Origin of the sequence: Komagataeibacter oboediens, assembly GCF_003207815.1 — a bacterium.
Lineage (GTDB): Bacteria > Pseudomonadota > Alphaproteobacteria > Acetobacterales > Acetobacteraceae > Komagataeibacter > Komagataeibacter oboediens.
Genome location: NZ_NKTX01000006.1, coordinates 13,939 through 29,190 on the forward strand (window position 1 = coordinate 13,939; position 15,252 = coordinate 29,190).

Below are 15,252 nucleotides of genomic sequence, written 5' to 3' on the forward strand. Positions count from 1 at the left end.
CATATCCCCCGGTGTTACGGATCAGAACGGGAATTTCATCCCGCCCGGCAGGCTCAGGCCGCCCGTGACCTTCTTCATTTCCTCGCTGGCGGTGGCGTCCAGCTTCTTGCGGGCATCAGCGCTGGCCGCAAGGATCAGGTCCTGCAGCATTTCCATCTCGGCCGGGTCCGCCAGCTTGGGGTCGATACGGATCGCCTTCATGTCGCCCTTGCCGTTCATGGTAATGGTCACCATGCCTGCGCCCGCACTGCCTTCAATCGTCATGTCTTCCAGCTTGGCCTGCATTTCTTCCATGCGGGCCTGCATCTGCGTGGCCTGTTTCATCAGGCCGGCAAGATTTTTCATATTCAGTTCCTCTCTTCAGGCAAAATCATCTGCATCCAGATCGTCCTCTTCTACCAGATCGGCATCAAGAGGCGCGAATTCGAGATCCGGAGCCAAATTCTGGACCGCCATTTCTTCCGGGGGCAGGCCGTAATCATCAAGCGCATGGTCCGTGACCTCACCAAGGCGGGCCGTGGGGAAAACCTGCATCGCGGCCTGCACCAGCGGGTGGGCCTGTGCCGCCGCGCGGTGAAGCTGGATGATCTCCGCCCCCTGTTCGGCCAGGGTTGCCTCCCCTTCTGCCTCCGACAGGCGGACCTGCCATGCGGGATCGCCTGTGCCTTCGCGCAGTATGGTTTCCAGACGCCGGGCCAGACCCGGCAGGCTGTTGCGCTCGACACGGATCTCGATCAGGGGCGGAGCAAAGGACACCAGATGCGTCGCATGCCGCAGGTGACCATGCAGCATGGCGTCACGGCCAGAAACGAATGCCACGGTCTCGCGCCATGTCCGCGGCGGGGCGAGCGGTTCCGGCGCGGGAGCGGTTTCCTCGACCCTGCCGGTCCGGGGTGCTGCGGGACGTGGCGTGCCCTCAACCTGCATGCCGCCATTGGCCACCATGCGGATCGCGCCACCATCGCCCCCGACGGGCGGGCCACCGGCTACGGTTGGCGCGGAAACCGCCGGGCCGGACGCGCTGTTGTCCCCACCCGCAGGCTCCGGCACGTGCAGGGGGGCCGTCTCCGCATCCTGCCCCAGCATCTTGCGCACAAGATCACCCGGCGGCGGCAGGTCGGCCACGTAACACAGGCGGATCAGCACCATTTCGGCGGCCTGCCTGCGATCAGGGGCCTGTTCCACTTCTGACAGGCCCTTGAGCAGCATCTGCCATGTCCGCCCCAGCACCGGCACGGGCACACGTTCAGCCAGGGCAGCACCCCGCTGGCGTTCGGCTTCGGGCAGTTCGGGGTTGTCGCGCAGCGCCGGAATCGCCTTGATGCGCGACACCGTGTGGACCAGTTCCAGCACATCCCCCAGCATCACGCCCAGGTCACCGCCGCGCACATAGACATCCGCCGTAATGGCCAGCGCCCGGTCGGGTTTTCCCTCCAGCACCGCATCCAGCAGGTCAAACACCAGTCCGCGATCCGCCAGCCCCAGCATGCCTGCAACAAGATCTACGCCAATGGGGGCTGCATCCGTGCCGCCTTCCCCATCCAGCGTGCCCTGGGCAATGGCCTGATCCAGCAGCGACAGCCCGTCACGCACCGACCCGTCCGCAGCCCGCGCGATGAGTGACAGGGCATCGGAAGAAAAGCGGACATGTTCGGCCTGCGCCACGCGGTCGAAATGTGCGGCCAGTTCCACCTGCGGCACACGGCGCAGGGCAAAGGTCTGGCAGCGTGACAGGACGGTGACCGGCACCTTGCGCAGTTCGGTGGTCGCGAAAATGAAGGTGACCTGTGCGGGCGGTTCCTCCAGCGTCTTGAGCAATGCATTGAACGCATTGCGCGAAAGCATGTGCACTTCATCGATGATGAACACCTTCATGCGTCCCTGCATGGGACGGAATCGGGTGGCTTCGATGATCTCGCGCACGTCATCGACACCGGTGCGCGACGCGGCATCCATTTCCAGCACATCGGGGTGCCGGTCCGCCAGGATGGCGACACAGTTGGGGCAGACGCCGCACGGGTCGGCCGTGGGGCCGCCCCTGCCATCCGGCCCGGTGCAGTTCAGGGCACGCGCGATGATCCGCGCCGTGGTGGTCTTGCCCACGCCGCGCACGCCCGTCAGCATGAACGCATGCGCGACACGCCCCAGCGCAAAGGCGTTGCGCAGGATTCGGACGGTGGTTTCCTGTCCGATCAGGTCATCAAAGGTGGTGGGGCGATATTTCCGGGCCAGTACCCGGTAGGGCGCGGCAGGGGCGACATCCTGCATGGCCGGTGCGGGCGGCTGCGGTGCGTCACCAAAAAGTCCGGGGCCGTCTGCGGGCGGCGCAGGCAGCCCGGCCTCCTCGGAACGATCCTGATCCGACGGGACGGTCATTGATGCATCCGGGCTGGAGAAGTGGCGATCGCGCGTAAAGCGCCATGGCGACACGGAAACTTTCGGGTGGAAGACCGGCCATAACCCGGACGAAACTCACTACGGCTGCTTCCTTCCGGACCTGACCAGGTTAGCAAGGTATCCGTCTACAACCGATCTCCCGAGCGGGTTCTAACACATACACCCGCCCCATGCACAAGGGGGCGATGGAAAAAATCGCGCCCCTTCCCCTTATTCCCCGACAGCGGCACCGGACTGGTGGCGCATGTCCGCCCCGCCATAATAACGGGCCTGTCCGGCCCTGCCGATCCGTGGGCCACCCGAAAGAATGCTTTCGGCCAGCCCCCACGGGGCATGTTCCTCGATATGGTAGCCTTCACGCGTCAGGGTACGCACCACGGCGGGCGACAGCGCGCCATGTTCCACCTGCACCACATCGGGCTGCCACTGTTCATGGATACGCGGCAGGTCAACCGCCTGCTGCACATCCAGCCCGTAATCGATCATACCCGTCAGCACCGACAGGATGATGGTGGGAATGCGCGACCCGCCCGGGCTACCCACCACCATGACCGGCTGCCCCCCACGGGAAACAATGGTGGGGGCCATGGATGAAAGCGGCGTCTTGCCCGGGGCGATGGCATTGGCGGCACTGCCAACAATGCCGAACATGTTCGGCGCGCCCGGACGGCTGGAGAAGTCATCCATTTCATCATTCATCACGATGCCGGTGCGCCCCGCGACGACCCCCGCCCCGAACCAGCCATTCAGCGTATAGGTCACGGCCACCGCCGTGCCGTCCTGATCCGCGATGGAATAATGGGTGGTTTCTTCCTTCTCGGGCTCCGCAACACCCGGGTGCAGGCTGGCGGATGACACGGCATGGTTCAGCGGCAGGGCCTGACGGACCTGCTGCGCATAGGCCGGGTCGATCAGGTGCGCGACCGGGTTGTTCACGAAGGCCGGGTCGCCCAGATCCTGCCGGTCGGCATAGGCGTGGCGCATGGCCTCGACCTCACGCTGCACGCCCGCCGCCGTATGCAGCCCCAGGGCGTGCAGGTCATAACCGGACAGGATGTTCAGCATTTCGCATAATGCGACGCCCCCCCCGCTGGGCGGCGGCGCGGTATCGATGTGGTAGCCACGGTATTCACATGACAGCGGCGCCATCATGCGCGTGTGGTAACTGGTAAAATCCTTGCGCGACAGGATCCCGCCGCCCTTGCGGCTGCTTTTGACGATTTCCTTCGCAACCGGGCCGTCATAGAACGCCCGCGCGCCATCGCGCGCGATCCGTTCCAGTGTGCGGGCCAGATCAGCCTGCACCAGCCGTTCGCCCGCAGCCAGCGGCGTGCCATCGGGATGCAGGAAAATCGCGCGTGCGTAGGGGTCTTTGGCAAACGCTGCCGTCGCGGTGTGCAGCAGGTCGACATCGCTCTGCTTCAGGATGAAACCGTCACGCGCAAGGGCGATGGCCGGGGCCATGACATCGGCGCGCGACAGCCTGCCCCAGCGGCCGTGCACCTCCTCCATCCCCGCCACGGTACCCGGCACGGCCACCGACCGCCAGCCCGCGGTGGATGCCCCGGCAATGACCTGACCCGATGCATCCTGGTACATGGTGGGCGTCGCCGCGCCCGGCGCATGTTCGCGGAAATCAATAAAAGTGACATGCCCATCCGGCGTGCGCAGGGTCATGAACCCCCCGCCACCGATATTACCCGCTGCGGGATAGACCACGGCCAGCGCGTAACCCACGGCGACGGCCGCATCCACCGCATTCCCCCCGCGCGCCATGATGTCGGCACCGACGCGGGATGCGAGATCCTGCGCGCTGACCACCATCGCATGCTGTCCCGGCGTGGGGGCCAGCCCGACAGCCTGCCCGGTGCGTGTCGTCTCAAAGGCCAGCGGGTCGCTTACCGCGGCCTGTCCCGCATCCGGCACGGCCGCCACAAGGCACGCAAAAAGGGCGGCGCTGTACCGCAGGCTACGGGAAAAGGACATGTTGGCTCCGTTATTGATAATCCGTTCCGGCGCTGCCTTCCCCCGAACCACCCGTTGCAGGGGAAGCCAGCCCCTATGCGACCGGGTAAGGCGGGCAGGTATAGCCCGCAGGCGAAAGGGTGAAGACCTCACACCCGTCTTCCGTCACACCCAGCATGTGTTCGAACTGGGCCGACAGGGAACGGTCGCGGGTGACGGCAGTCCAGCCATCCTCAAGGATCTTCACATCGGGACGGCCGGTATTGAGCATCGGTTCGATGGTGAAGAACATGCCCGGACGCAGGACCAGCCCCTCACCGGGGCGGCCGTAATGCAGCACGTTGGGGGGCGCATGGAAGGTGCGTCCGATCCCATGACCGCAGAAATCCTGCACCACGGAAAAACGGCGCGCCTCGGCATAGGTCTGGATGATGTGCCCGATATCCCCCAGCGTCGCCCCCGGCCGCACGGCATCGATGGACAGCATGAGGGATTCGTACGTCGCCTCGATCAGCTTCTGCGCCTTTATGGGCACCTTGCCGACGGTGTACATACGGCTGGTATCGCCATACCAGCCATCAAGGATAACGGTCACATCGATATTCAGGATGTCGCCGTCCTTCAGTTCCCGCTCACCCGGTATGCCGTGGCAGACAACGTGGTTGATCGAGATGCAGCTGGATGCGGGATACCCCCGGTAACCCAGCGTCGCGGGCACCGAGCCATTGGCGATCATGAAATCGTGGATCAGCCTGTCCAGCGCGCCCGTGGTGACCCCGGCGCGCACATGCGGCGTGATCATGTCCAGCGTCCGTGCGGCAAGCTGGCCTGCGGCACGCATCCCGGCAAAATCCTCCGGGGAGTGGATCTGCACCCCACCGCCGCGCATATCGCCTTCCATGGCGTTATCCTTTCCTGTGTTCGACACATGACCACCCGCCCGCAGTCATGAAGGGGACAACAGGAACACGTCTGACACGCCTGCCAGCCGCACCGGATGGATGTTGATGCCTTCTATACAGCGCCCACATCGCGCTGTCAGCTTCGCGCCTTCGCATGGGTATGCGTGGCATGGGCGACATGTCCCATTCCCACCAGATGCACATGGGCGCGCACCGGTGCGGGGTGGATATGCGCGACCGTGCCATGTCCGCGCCGGATGCGGGCGTAGCCTGCAGGAATCGCGGGAGCTTCAGCCACCTCGTCAGGCTGCACGGGGTTCAGCCGCGCGCTGGCAAGGCGTACGTTGTGCGTGCTGCCATGCCGCGCCACCACGGCACCGCCACCCGCACGCGCCAGCAGCAGCGGACGCATGGCGGGATGGGCGACAGGCGCGACACCTTCCGCCTGGAAGCTGCTGTCGAGCAGTGCGGTCATGGTCGCGTTGCGGCGGCTGTTGGATTTCGCCCCCATCACCACGCCGATCAGGCGTACGTTGTCACGCACGGCAGATGTCACGAGGTTATGCCCCGCTTCACCGGTATAGCCGGTCTTCAGCCCGTCCGCGCCGGGATACGCGCCCAGCATCGGGTCATGGTTGGGCACTTCATGCCCATGGAAATAGAATCCGGGCACCGCGAAATAATGATAGTACTCGCCATAATCCACGATCAGGTGCCGCGCCAGCACCGCAAGGTCGCGGGCGGATGTCATCTGTTCCGGATTCGGCAGGCCCGACGCATTACGGAACACGGTGTCATACATGCCAAGGCGACCGGCCTCGCGTGTCATCATCGCGGCGAAGCGGGTTTCATCGCCACCGCCCAGGAATTCACCCAGCGCGCAGGCGGCGTCATTGGCGGATTTGGTGACCAGCGCCAGCACGGCCTGTTCCACCGTAAGCGTGCTGCCGGGCCGCAGGCCCAGCTTGGACGGTTCCATGGATGCCGCGTGCACCGATACCGGCATCTCCTGATCCAGCGTGACCTGCCCTGTCCGCACGGCCTTGAAAGTCAGGTACAGCGTCATAAGCTTTGTCAGGCTGGCAGGGTAACGCCGCAGGTCTGGATCCTGCTGTGACAGGACGGCGCCGGTACGGGCGTCAAGCACGATCGTGCTGACCTGACCGACATACTGGGCACGGGCGGCATGCATACCGCCCAGGCCGACACACAGGCCGATGGTCGCGGTGACCTTCAGGCGGGACAGGCGGGACAGGGGCATACGGCTCATGGAATGGTGAAACCTGCGCGTGCAATGACATTCATACAGCTTCCGAGCGCACGGTAGTTATCCGGCACCCCTCCATCCATTCATGGGTTGCTTGGCTGCAACCATTCTAAAAGAAAGGTTTTCTATTCGTCCAGAGCGTATTTCCATCCCCGTCCCATGCGGGGACCGGATGGCACGGGGCGCGGATTGCAAAAAAAATCCTTGCCACCCTGCTGCGCCACCCCTTTCAACCGACGGCAAAGTTCCAATATGGTACCTGTCATGTCTGCTATTGCTCGCGCTTCCCTTCCCCGCCCCGTGTCGTCGCCCGAAATGGGCGGCACGTATCCGCACGGACATGGCGGCAACACGCCGCCACGCCGCAACGGCGGGCAGGATTCCCCCCCCGGCAATGATGACGGCATGATCGACGTGGTCATCCGCACCCGCCCACAGACCCGCAAACCGGCGATGTACAAAGTGCTGATGCTGAACGACGATTACACACCCATGGAATTCGTGGTGCATGTGCTGGAGCGTTTTTTCCAGAAAAACCGCGAGGAAGCGACCGACATCATGCTGCATGTTCACAAACGTGGCGTCGGCGTGTGCGGGGTCTTTACGTATGAGGTTGCCGAAACCAAAGTAACACAGGTGATGGACTTGGCGCGCCAGAACCAGCACCCGCTGCAATGCACCATCGAAAAGGACTGACCCCACGGACAAGCGCATCTTACCGCCCCCACCGCGATCCGATCGCGTTCCATGGCATTTTGTGCTGGCATTTCCGCCACAACGGGGCAAGGATTGTCCAGACTTACCGGTTATGATCTCCGGGGCCCGGATGGCCCCTCTTGAAAAAGGAGCGTCTCGGCATGTTGTCACGTAATCTTGAACAGACGCTTCACCGTGCGCTGACACTGGCCGGCGACCGCCGGCACGAATACGCAACGCTTGAACACCTCCTGCTCGCCCTGATCGATGACCCGGATGCCGTGACGGTATTCCGCGCCTGCGGGGTGGACCTGACCAAGCTGCGCACCGACCTGACCGACTTCCTTGACAAGGACCTCGCGGGACTCGCCGCAGACCGTACCGTTGACCCCAAGCCCACCGCCGCCTTCCAGCGCGTGATCCAGCGCGCTGCGATCCACGTGCAGTCCACCGGGCGGGACGAGGTGACGGGTGCCAACGTGCTGGTCGCCCTGTTCGCCGAACGCGAAAGCCACGCCGTCTATTTCCTGCAGTTGCAGGACATGACGCGGCTGGATGCGGTCAACTTCATTTCCCACGGGATTGCCAAGGCGCCTGACCGCTCCACGCGCCGGCCTGTCGCGGGCAGCGCCCCGGAAGGGAACGAAAACGAGGAACGCGGCAAGACCGGGCAGAAAAGTCAGGATGCACTGTCCACCTACTGCACCAACCTCAACGAGAAGGCGCAGGAGGGCAAGGTTGACCCGCTGATCGGCCGCGACTCCGAAATCGAGCGCACGATCCAGATCCTGTGCCGCCGCACCAAGAACAACCCGCTGTACGTGGGCGACCCCGGCGTGGGCAAGACCGCCATTGCCGAAGGGCTGGCCAAGCGCATTGTCGAAGGTGACGTGCCCGAAGTGCTGCTCAACGCCACGATCTATTCGCTGGACATGGGCGCGCTGCTGGCGGGCACCCGCTACCGTGGCGATTTCGAGGAACGGCTGAAGGCGGTCGTGACCGAACTCGACAACAATCCCGGCTCCATCCTGTTCATTGACGAAATCCATACCGTCATTGGGGCGGGGGCGACGTCGGGCGGGGCCATGGATGCGTCCAACCTGCTCAAGCCCGCGCTGGCCGCCGGCACGCTGCGCTGCATGGGTTCGACCACCTACAAGGAATACCGTCAGCATTTTGAAAAGGACCGCGCACTGGTGCGCCGGTTCCAGAAGATTGATGTTGCGGAGCCGACAGTCGATGATGCGGTGCAGATCCTGCGCGGCCTGAAGGTCAATTACGAAAAGCATCACAAGGTGCGCTACACCGATGATGCGATCCGTGGCGCGGTGGAACTGTCCGCCAAGTACATCCACGACCGCAAGCTGCCGGACAAGGCCATCGACGTCATTGACGAAGTTGGCGCGTCACGCATGCTGGTGCCTGAAAACCGCCGTCGCAAGACGGTCACGCTGAAGGACGTGGAGGATATCGTCGCCAAGATCGCGCGCATTCCGCCCAAGAGCGTGTCGTCCGATGACAAGGAGACGCTGCGTTCGCTGGAGCGTGACCTCAAGGGCATGGTCTACGGGCAGGACAAGGCGATCGAGGCCCTGACGGCTGCGATCAAGCTGTCACGCGCCGGCCTGCGTGATCCGGAAAAGCCTATTGGCAACTATCTGTTCTCCGGCCCCACGGGTGTCGGCAAGACGGAAGTGGCCAAGCAGCTTGCCAGTACGCTGGGGATCGAGCTGATCCGCTTCGACATGTCGGAATACATGGAACGGCATTCGATCTCGCGCCTGATCGGCGCGCCGCCGGGCTATGTCGGCTTTGACCAGGGAGGCCTGCTGACCGACGCCATCGACCAGCACCCGCACGCGGTCCTGCTGCTGGATGAAATCGAGAAGGCGCATCAGGACCTGTATAATGTCCTGCTGCAGGTGATGGACCACGGAAGGCTAACCGACCACAATGGAAAGACGGTCGATTTCCGCAACGTGGTCCTGATCATGACCACCAATGCGGGCGCTGCCGACCTGAGCAAGGAGGCGATCGGCTTCGGCCGCACCAGTCGCGAAGGCGAGGACGAGGATGCGATCAAGCGCCTGTTCACGCCGGAATTCCGTAACCGGCTGGATGCGATCATTCCGTTTGCCAACCTGTCGCCGCATGTGGTGGACCGGGTGGTGGAGAAGTTCATCTTCCAACTTGAAGCCCAGCTGGCGGACCGCAACGTGATGATCGAAATCTCGTCCGCTGCGCGCGAATGGCTGGCGGAACGGGGATATGACCGCCTGTATGGCGCCCGCCCACTGGGCCGCGTCATTCAGGAACACATCAAGAAGCCGCTGGCGGAAGAACTGCTGTTCGGCAGGCTGACCAAAGGGGGCGTGGCCAAGATCACGCTCAAGGACGGGAAGCTGGACTTCGAATACATCTCGCAGGCGGACAATTCCTCCGCTGAAGGGGATGAAGGCGACAGCACGCGTGAAGCGGAAGCTGCCGACTGATACAGGCCCCTTGCGGGCATTGACTGAAAATGACAGGGACCAGAAATGGTCCCTGTTTTTTTGTACCCCTGCCCCCCGGAAAGGAACCGCATGCTGACGGCCGCCATTTATATTCCCGCTGCATTTGCCGAAATTGGCGGGTGCTTCTGTTTCTGGGCATGGATGCGCCTTGGCCGATCGGCGCTGGTACTGGTGCCGGGCTGCCTATCGCTGATCGTGTTCGCATGGCTGCTGACATTCAGCCCGGCCGATAATGCGGGCCGGGCCTATGCCATTTATGGTGGGGTCTATATCGTCGCCAGCCTGATCTGGTCATGGCTGATGGAAGGACTGCCGCCCGACCGCTGGGACATCGGGGGCGCTACGATCTGCCTTGTCGGGGCCGCCATCATCCTGCTGGCCTCGCGTGGCTGAAGACAGCACCCGCCAAAAATAATACGAAGTTTCAGGAGACGCCGCCTAAAACAGGCGGCACCCGAAATATGCCTGAAGACCCGGAACAGTTCCGTTACTGATAACGGGTGCCGTTGACCGTCACATATCCCTCCACGGGCCAGCTGCGGCCGGTGCCATGATGGGTCCAGTCGATGCCCTGGCTCCGGGCGTTATCATAATAATACCGGCCCAGCACATCAGCCTGATCCCCCTTGGCCACCCATGGCCATGCGGGGGCCGACATACGGTCCAGATCGGATACGATGCGAATGGACACGCCGTTGCCGACATCAACATAGAAATAACCATGCAGCCCGCTGCGGGTCCGTTTGGATGCGGACACGGCGATCACACGGCCACAGACATGCTCGACCCGGTCAGGCTGATCCGCCTGCGAGGCTTCCGCCGCTTCGACATCCGCAAGAAATTTGCGGTCATCACAGGACTGCGGCACGGGGCTGGCGATGGCCTGGGTCTGCGCCCTGTCCTTCTCGCTGCCAGACTGCTGGTAGTCTTCCCCGGCCTGCTCGCGTTTGTGATGATGGTGACGACGTGCTTCCGCCGGCGCCAGCAACACCCCCTGCACCGCAAGGACCGCCGCAAGCCCCATCACCCCACGTATATGCCAGCGCGTTGCCGCCATGACTGTTCTCCATTCACACAAGATCACAATCTTTTGCGGGGTGTGGGCGCGCCCGTCAATGAACGGCGTGATGGGCGTCCTTCGGCGCTTCGGCTTCCAGCTGCCGACGGGCCTTTTCCATTTCCGCCGCCATGGCGGGATCGGATGCCGGCATCTTCAGGTGCAGCTTCTCCAGCGCGTCGATGATGGCCTCGATCACCACCAGCCGTTCAAACCATTTCTGGTCCGCCGGCACGACAAACCACGGCGCATCCGGGTGGGCGGTGCGCCGGATCGCCTCTTCATACGCGCTCTGATAATCGTCCCAGTACTGCCGTTCATGAATGTCGGAAGGCGAGAACTTCCAGTTCTTGGCCGGATGATCGATCCGGCGCAGGAAGCGCTTGCGCTGCTCCTCTTTCGACAGGTGCAGGAAGAACTTCAGCACGACCGTGCCCTGACGCGCCATATACTGCTCAAAATGGCTGATATCCTGATAGCGGTCCTGCCAGAATGTGGATTTCTTACGCAGGGGCGCGGGCAGGCATTCATGATCCAGCAGTTCGGGATGCACGCGGGTAACCAGCACTTCTTCATAATGGCTGCGGTTGAAAATGCCGATGCGCCCGGCCGCAGGCGCTGCCAGATGCTCGCGCCACAGATAGCCATGCGACAGTTCAACCGGACCGGGCTGCTTGAACGATGTCACGCTGACGCCCTGCGGGTTGATGCCGGACATGACGTGCTTGATCACGCCATCCTTGCCCCCCGCATCCAGCGCCTGCAGCACGACCAGAACGGACCATGTGCCATTGGCGTACAGAACGGACTGCAGCTGCGACAGGCGGCCGATGCGTTCCTTCAGCAGCCGCTTTCCGGTCTTCTTGTCCAGTCCGCAGGCCTCCGCCGCGCGCGTGGGGCAGGCCGCAAGGGAAAAACCATGTCCGTTGCGCACACTGAACTGGCGCGCCAGCCTGTTACTCGTCTCCTTGGTCTTGCGGGTCATGATCAGTCCTTCATGCCCCGTGCCACTGCAAGGCCGCCCGCCGCCTGACAGACGGGCATCATCTCGATCTCATTGATATTGACGTGCCGCGGCAGCGACAGGACCCAGGCCACCGTCTCGGCAATGTCCGTCGGCAGCAGCGGCTTCGTGCCTTCATACACCGCCTCCGCCTTCGCATTATCACGCAGGCGCACCTGGCTGAACTCACTCCCCCCGCACAGGCCGGGTTCAAGATTCGTCACGCGCACATTATGCCCCAGCAGGTCGCAGCGCAGGTTGCGTGTGAACTGCCTGACAAACGCCTTGGTCGCACCATACACATTGCCCCCGGTATACGGGTAGGTGCCAGCCGTGCTGCCAAGTGTGATGACATGCCCGCGTTCCCGCGCCACCATGCCGGGCAGCATGACGCGGGTCAGTTCAACCATACCGGTCACATTGGTGGAAATCATGGTCTGCCAGTTGGCGATATCAGCCTCCTGCGCCTTTTCCATACCCAGCGCCAGACCGGCATTGCTGACCAGAATATCCACGTCGCGCCATTCCTGCGGCAGGCTGCCGGGCAGGGCCGCGATGGCGGCCGCGTCGTCCATGTCCAGCCTGAAGGGCAACAGGTCCGGCCCCAGTTCTGCCGCCAGCGCATCCAGACGTTCCTGCCGGCGGCCGGTCGCTATGACGCGGTATCCATCATGCACAAGGCGCTGGGCAATCGCCCTGCCGAATCCGGCGGTCGCACCGGTTACCATTGCGATCTGCTTCATGGTCTGTCTCCTTCCTGCATGTTACGGCAGCCTTGCATATCGGGCGGCGTCCGTCATTGAGAACAATCAGCCTGCGGGTAACGTCTGAAATAGTTGCAAAGGAAGGCAAATCCGGTTCTATGGTTGTGTATGGCTTCCTTCACGACAACTCCGGGCTGCAGCCTGACCGGCCACCTGCTGGTGGCTACCCCTGCCCTGACGGATCCCGCCTTTGCGCGCAGTGTCGTCTATCTGTGCGCCCATTCCCCCGAGGATGGGGCCATGGGCCTTGTTGTCAACCGGCGCCTGTCCCAGCCCGTCCTTGATGATGTGCTCGAACAGCTTGGCATTGCCCCCGTGCCGCCACGTCGCCGCATCAACCTGTGCGCAGGCGGGCCGATGGATAACGGGCGCGGATTCGTGCTGCATACATCGGACTGGAGCGGCGACGGCAGCCTGCCGGTGGACCGCGCCACCACCCTGACCGCCAGCCTGGACGTGCTGCGTGACATTGCCGATGGCAATGGTCCGGCCCATGCATTGCTGGCCATGGGCCATGCCAGTTGGGAAGCAGGGCGGCTGGAAGAAGAGATGCTGCGCCATGATGCGTGGATCGCGGCACCGGCCACCGAAAACATCGTATTCGGGCCGGACCACAACGCCAAATGGCGGCAGGCGCTGGCCAGCGTGCATATCGATCCGGCATGGTACAGCACCGCCCCCGGTCACGCCTGACCAAGGGCAGCCGTCCCTACCAGCGCAGGGACGGCACGCAGGCGACCGGCGCAAGCCCGGCGGCGGAGGCTTCTTCCACCGCAAGGTCGTAATCCGGGTTGCGCCCCTGTTCCCAGTTCCCGCCAAGCATTTCCTGGTGGATACCACCCAGCACCCAGCAGCCATCAATACCTGCGGTAGCCGCCCCGCGCATGTCGGTCGCCAGCGCATCGCCCAGCGCCAGAACCCGGTCGCGCGGCACATCCAGCAATGACAGCGCCAGCCCGTATACCTCCGTATAGGGCTTGCCGATCCAGCGCACGTCGCGGCCATGTTCCGCATACCAGCTGGCCATGGCCCCCGCGCAGATCAGACGCTGCGTGCCACGGATCACCTGCTGGTCAGGATTGGCGCAGATCATGGGCAGGCCATGGGCGGCACAGCGTTCAAGCAGCGGCAGGTAGGGGGCGATGTCTTCTTCCCCCAGTTCGGCATCCGGTCCGGTATTCAGCACGAAATCGGCATTGGCCGGATCGGTGACCACATCAAGGTCCAGCCCGGCATAGACATCAACGTCCTTTTCCGGGCCCAGATGGATCATGCGCCGCCCCAGTGCGGCGAACCACGGGTCATCCCGGCTGGCCAGCATGCGGTGTGTGCATTCGCCACTGGTCATGATGGCATCATACAGGTCGGCGCTGATGCCCATGCGACGCAGGTTTGGCTCCACCGTTGCAGTCCGGCGCGGCGCATTGGACAGCAGCACGACACGCCTGCCTGCCTCGCGCAGGCGCTGCAGACATTCCAGAACACCGGGATAGGGCTGCACGCCATTGTGCACCACACCCCACAGGTCAAGGATGTATCCGTCATAATCGCCGTTCAGCGTGGACAGCCCGTCATGCCATTTCATTTGAGCGCGCTACCCTTTGCGTCCGCCAGTGTCTCGAAGCCATGCGCACGCAATGCACGCAGGGTTTCGGCCTTCAGCCGCGCGATGATGCCCGGCCCTTCGTAAACATAGGATGTGTAGATCTGCACAAGGTCGGCACCCGCACGCACCCGGTCCACGATGTCCGCACCGGTCTCTATCCCGCCACAGGCCACCAGTGCGACGCGGCCAGCCGCCACGGTCGCCACGCGGGTCAGCATATCCTGCGCCAGCGCGCGCAGCGGGCGACCGGACAGGCCACCGGCTTCGCCCGCATCCGGGCTGCGCAGTCCCGCCGGGCGTGAAAGGGTGGTGTTGGACACGATCAGCCCCTGCGCGCCACCGGCAATCGCGGCTTCGACCACCGCGCTCACGTCATCATGCGCGATATCGGGCGAGATCTTGACCAGCAGCGGCGGCCGTTCGGGGTGGGCGGCGCTGATGGCATCCAGAATGCCCTTCAGGCGCGTTGCTTCCTGCAGGTCGCGCAGGCCCGGCGTATTGGGCGATGACAGGTTGATGACGATATAGTCGGCATAATGCTTCACGCGCCCGACCAGCATGGGGTAATCGCGCTCGGGGTCCGCACCGGTCTTGTTGATGCCAAGGTTCGCACCCACCGGCACCTGCGCACCGGGCGTACGGCGCGGCGACGACACGCGGTGCAGCCGCGCCATGCGCACGGCAAAACGGTCGATGCCCTGATTGTTGAACCCCATACGGTTGATGATGGCGCGGTCTTCCGTCAGCCGGAACAGGCGTGGCTGCGGGTTGCCGGGCTGCGGGCGGGGGGTTACGGTCCCGGCTTCGACAAAGCCGAAGCCCGAACGTGCCAGCGGACGCACGACCAGCGCATTCTTATCAAACCCGGCCGCCATGCCGATGGGGTTGGGAAAACGCAGGCCCATGGCCCGTACCGACAACGCCGGGTCATCATTGCCCGGGCAGGATACCCCGCCCAGACCAAGCTGCAGGGCATCAAGGGCGATACGATGGGCGGCCTCGGGTTCCAGACACCGCATGAGCGGCAGGATCATACGCGACATAATATTCATGGCAGAAAGTGTTGCCGCAATTCAGCGCCG

At 63.6% G+C, this 15,252-nt stretch carries 14 protein-coding genes and 1 other RNA gene; 4 read left to right on the forward strand and 11 right to left on the reverse strand.

Annotation, left to right across the window (positions count from 1 at the left end; translation table 11 throughout):
- Window positions 1-21: 21 nt before the first annotated feature.
- The 6 genes from CFR80_RS05305 to CFR80_RS05330 form a co-directional block, all read right to left on the reverse strand.
- Window positions 22-345: a YbaB/EbfC family nucleoid-associated protein gene (locus tag CFR80_RS05305; RefSeq protein WP_010506817.1), complete on the reverse strand. Its 324-nt coding sequence runs from the start codon at window positions 343-345 to the stop codon at window positions 22-24.
- Window positions 346-360: 15 nt separating this feature from the next.
- Entirely contained in the window at window positions 361-2,376 is a 2,016-nt protein-coding gene (locus CFR80_RS05310; RefSeq protein WP_010513140.1) for a DNA polymerase III subunit gamma/tau, read from the reverse strand.
- Window positions 2,377-2,442: 66 nt separating this feature from the next.
- An RNA gene (gene ffs, locus CFR80_RS05315) (signal recognition particle sRNA small type) lies at window positions 2,443-2,537 on the reverse strand.
- Window positions 2,538-2,607: 70 nt separating this feature from the next.
- Window positions 2,608-4,383, reverse strand: coding sequence for a gamma-glutamyltransferase (ggt, locus tag CFR80_RS05320; RefSeq protein ID WP_010513141.1), 1,776 nt, complete (start codon window positions 4,381-4,383; stop codon window positions 2,608-2,610).
- A gap of 73 nt (window positions 4,384-4,456) precedes the next feature.
- Window positions 4,457-5,263, reverse strand: coding sequence for a type I methionyl aminopeptidase (gene map / locus CFR80_RS05325; protein ID WP_010513142.1), 807 nt, complete (start codon window positions 5,261-5,263; stop codon window positions 4,457-4,459).
- 137 nt (window positions 5,264-5,400) lie between these two features.
- Window positions 5,401-6,534: a D-alanyl-D-alanine carboxypeptidase family protein gene (locus CFR80_RS05330; RefSeq protein WP_010513143.1), complete on the reverse strand. Its 1,134-nt coding sequence runs from the start codon at window positions 6,532-6,534 to the stop codon at window positions 5,401-5,403.
- A gap of 312 nt (window positions 6,535-6,846) precedes the next feature.
- Here CFR80_RS05330 and clpS point away from each other — a divergent pair, with 312 nt between their 5' ends.
- From clpS to CFR80_RS05345, 3 genes are all read left to right on the forward strand, one after another.
- Entirely contained in the window at window positions 6,847-7,227 is a 381-nt protein-coding gene (clpS, locus tag CFR80_RS05335; RefSeq protein WP_026019524.1) for an ATP-dependent Clp protease adapter ClpS, read from the forward strand.
- 161 nt (window positions 7,228-7,388) lie between these two features.
- Window positions 7,389-9,719: an ATP-dependent Clp protease ATP-binding subunit ClpA gene (gene clpA / locus CFR80_RS05340; RefSeq protein ID WP_010513146.1), complete on the forward strand. Its 2,331-nt coding sequence runs from the start codon at window positions 7,389-7,391 to the stop codon at window positions 9,717-9,719.
- A gap of 90 nt (window positions 9,720-9,809) precedes the next feature.
- The gene (locus CFR80_RS05345) at window positions 9,810-10,133 is read left to right on the forward strand and encodes a YnfA family protein (protein WP_010513147.1); all 324 of its coding nucleotides are present in this window, start codon (window positions 9,810-9,812) and stop codon (window positions 10,131-10,133) included.
- Window positions 10,134-10,227: 94 nt separating this feature from the next.
- Here CFR80_RS05345 and CFR80_RS05350 read toward each other — a convergent pair whose 3' ends face one another.
- The 3 genes from CFR80_RS05350 to CFR80_RS05360 are packed head-to-tail and all read right to left on the reverse strand — an operon-like array spanning window position 10,228 to window position 12,543.
- Entirely contained in the window at window positions 10,228-10,797 is a 570-nt protein-coding gene (locus CFR80_RS05350) for a DUF3465 domain-containing protein (protein WP_010513148.1), read from the reverse strand.
- Between the two features lie 55 nt (window positions 10,798-10,852).
- A complete protein-coding gene (locus tag CFR80_RS05355; protein ID WP_010513149.1) occupies window positions 10,853-11,782 on the reverse strand; it encodes a polyphosphate kinase 2 family protein in 930 nt (309 codons plus the stop codon).
- 2 nt (window positions 11,783-11,784) lie between these two features.
- Window positions 11,785-12,543, reverse strand: coding sequence for an SDR family NAD(P)-dependent oxidoreductase (locus tag CFR80_RS05360; RefSeq protein ID WP_010513150.1), 759 nt, complete (start codon window positions 12,541-12,543; stop codon window positions 11,785-11,787).
- Between the two features lie 129 nt (window positions 12,544-12,672).
- On the opposite strand from CFR80_RS05360, the gene CFR80_RS05365 reads away from it, so the two are divergent.
- On the forward strand, window positions 12,673-13,257 hold the full coding sequence (locus CFR80_RS05365; RefSeq protein WP_010513151.1) for a YqgE/AlgH family protein: 585 nt from the start codon (window positions 12,673-12,675) through the stop codon (window positions 13,255-13,257).
- A gap of 16 nt (window positions 13,258-13,273) precedes the next feature.
- Here CFR80_RS05365 and CFR80_RS05370 read toward each other — a convergent pair whose 3' ends face one another.
- Both CFR80_RS05370 and CFR80_RS05375 read right to left on the reverse strand, forming a co-directional pair.
- A complete protein-coding gene (locus tag CFR80_RS05370) occupies window positions 13,274-14,149 on the reverse strand; it encodes a TIGR01459 family HAD-type hydrolase (RefSeq protein ID WP_010513153.1) in 876 nt (291 codons plus the stop codon).
- Window positions 14,146-15,222, reverse strand: coding sequence for a quinone-dependent dihydroorotate dehydrogenase (locus tag CFR80_RS05375; protein WP_010513154.1), 1,077 nt, complete (start codon window positions 15,220-15,222; stop codon window positions 14,146-14,148). The genes CFR80_RS05370 and CFR80_RS05375 overlap by 4 nt, the downstream gene beginning before the upstream one ends.
- Window positions 15,223-15,252: the final 30 nt, after the last annotated feature.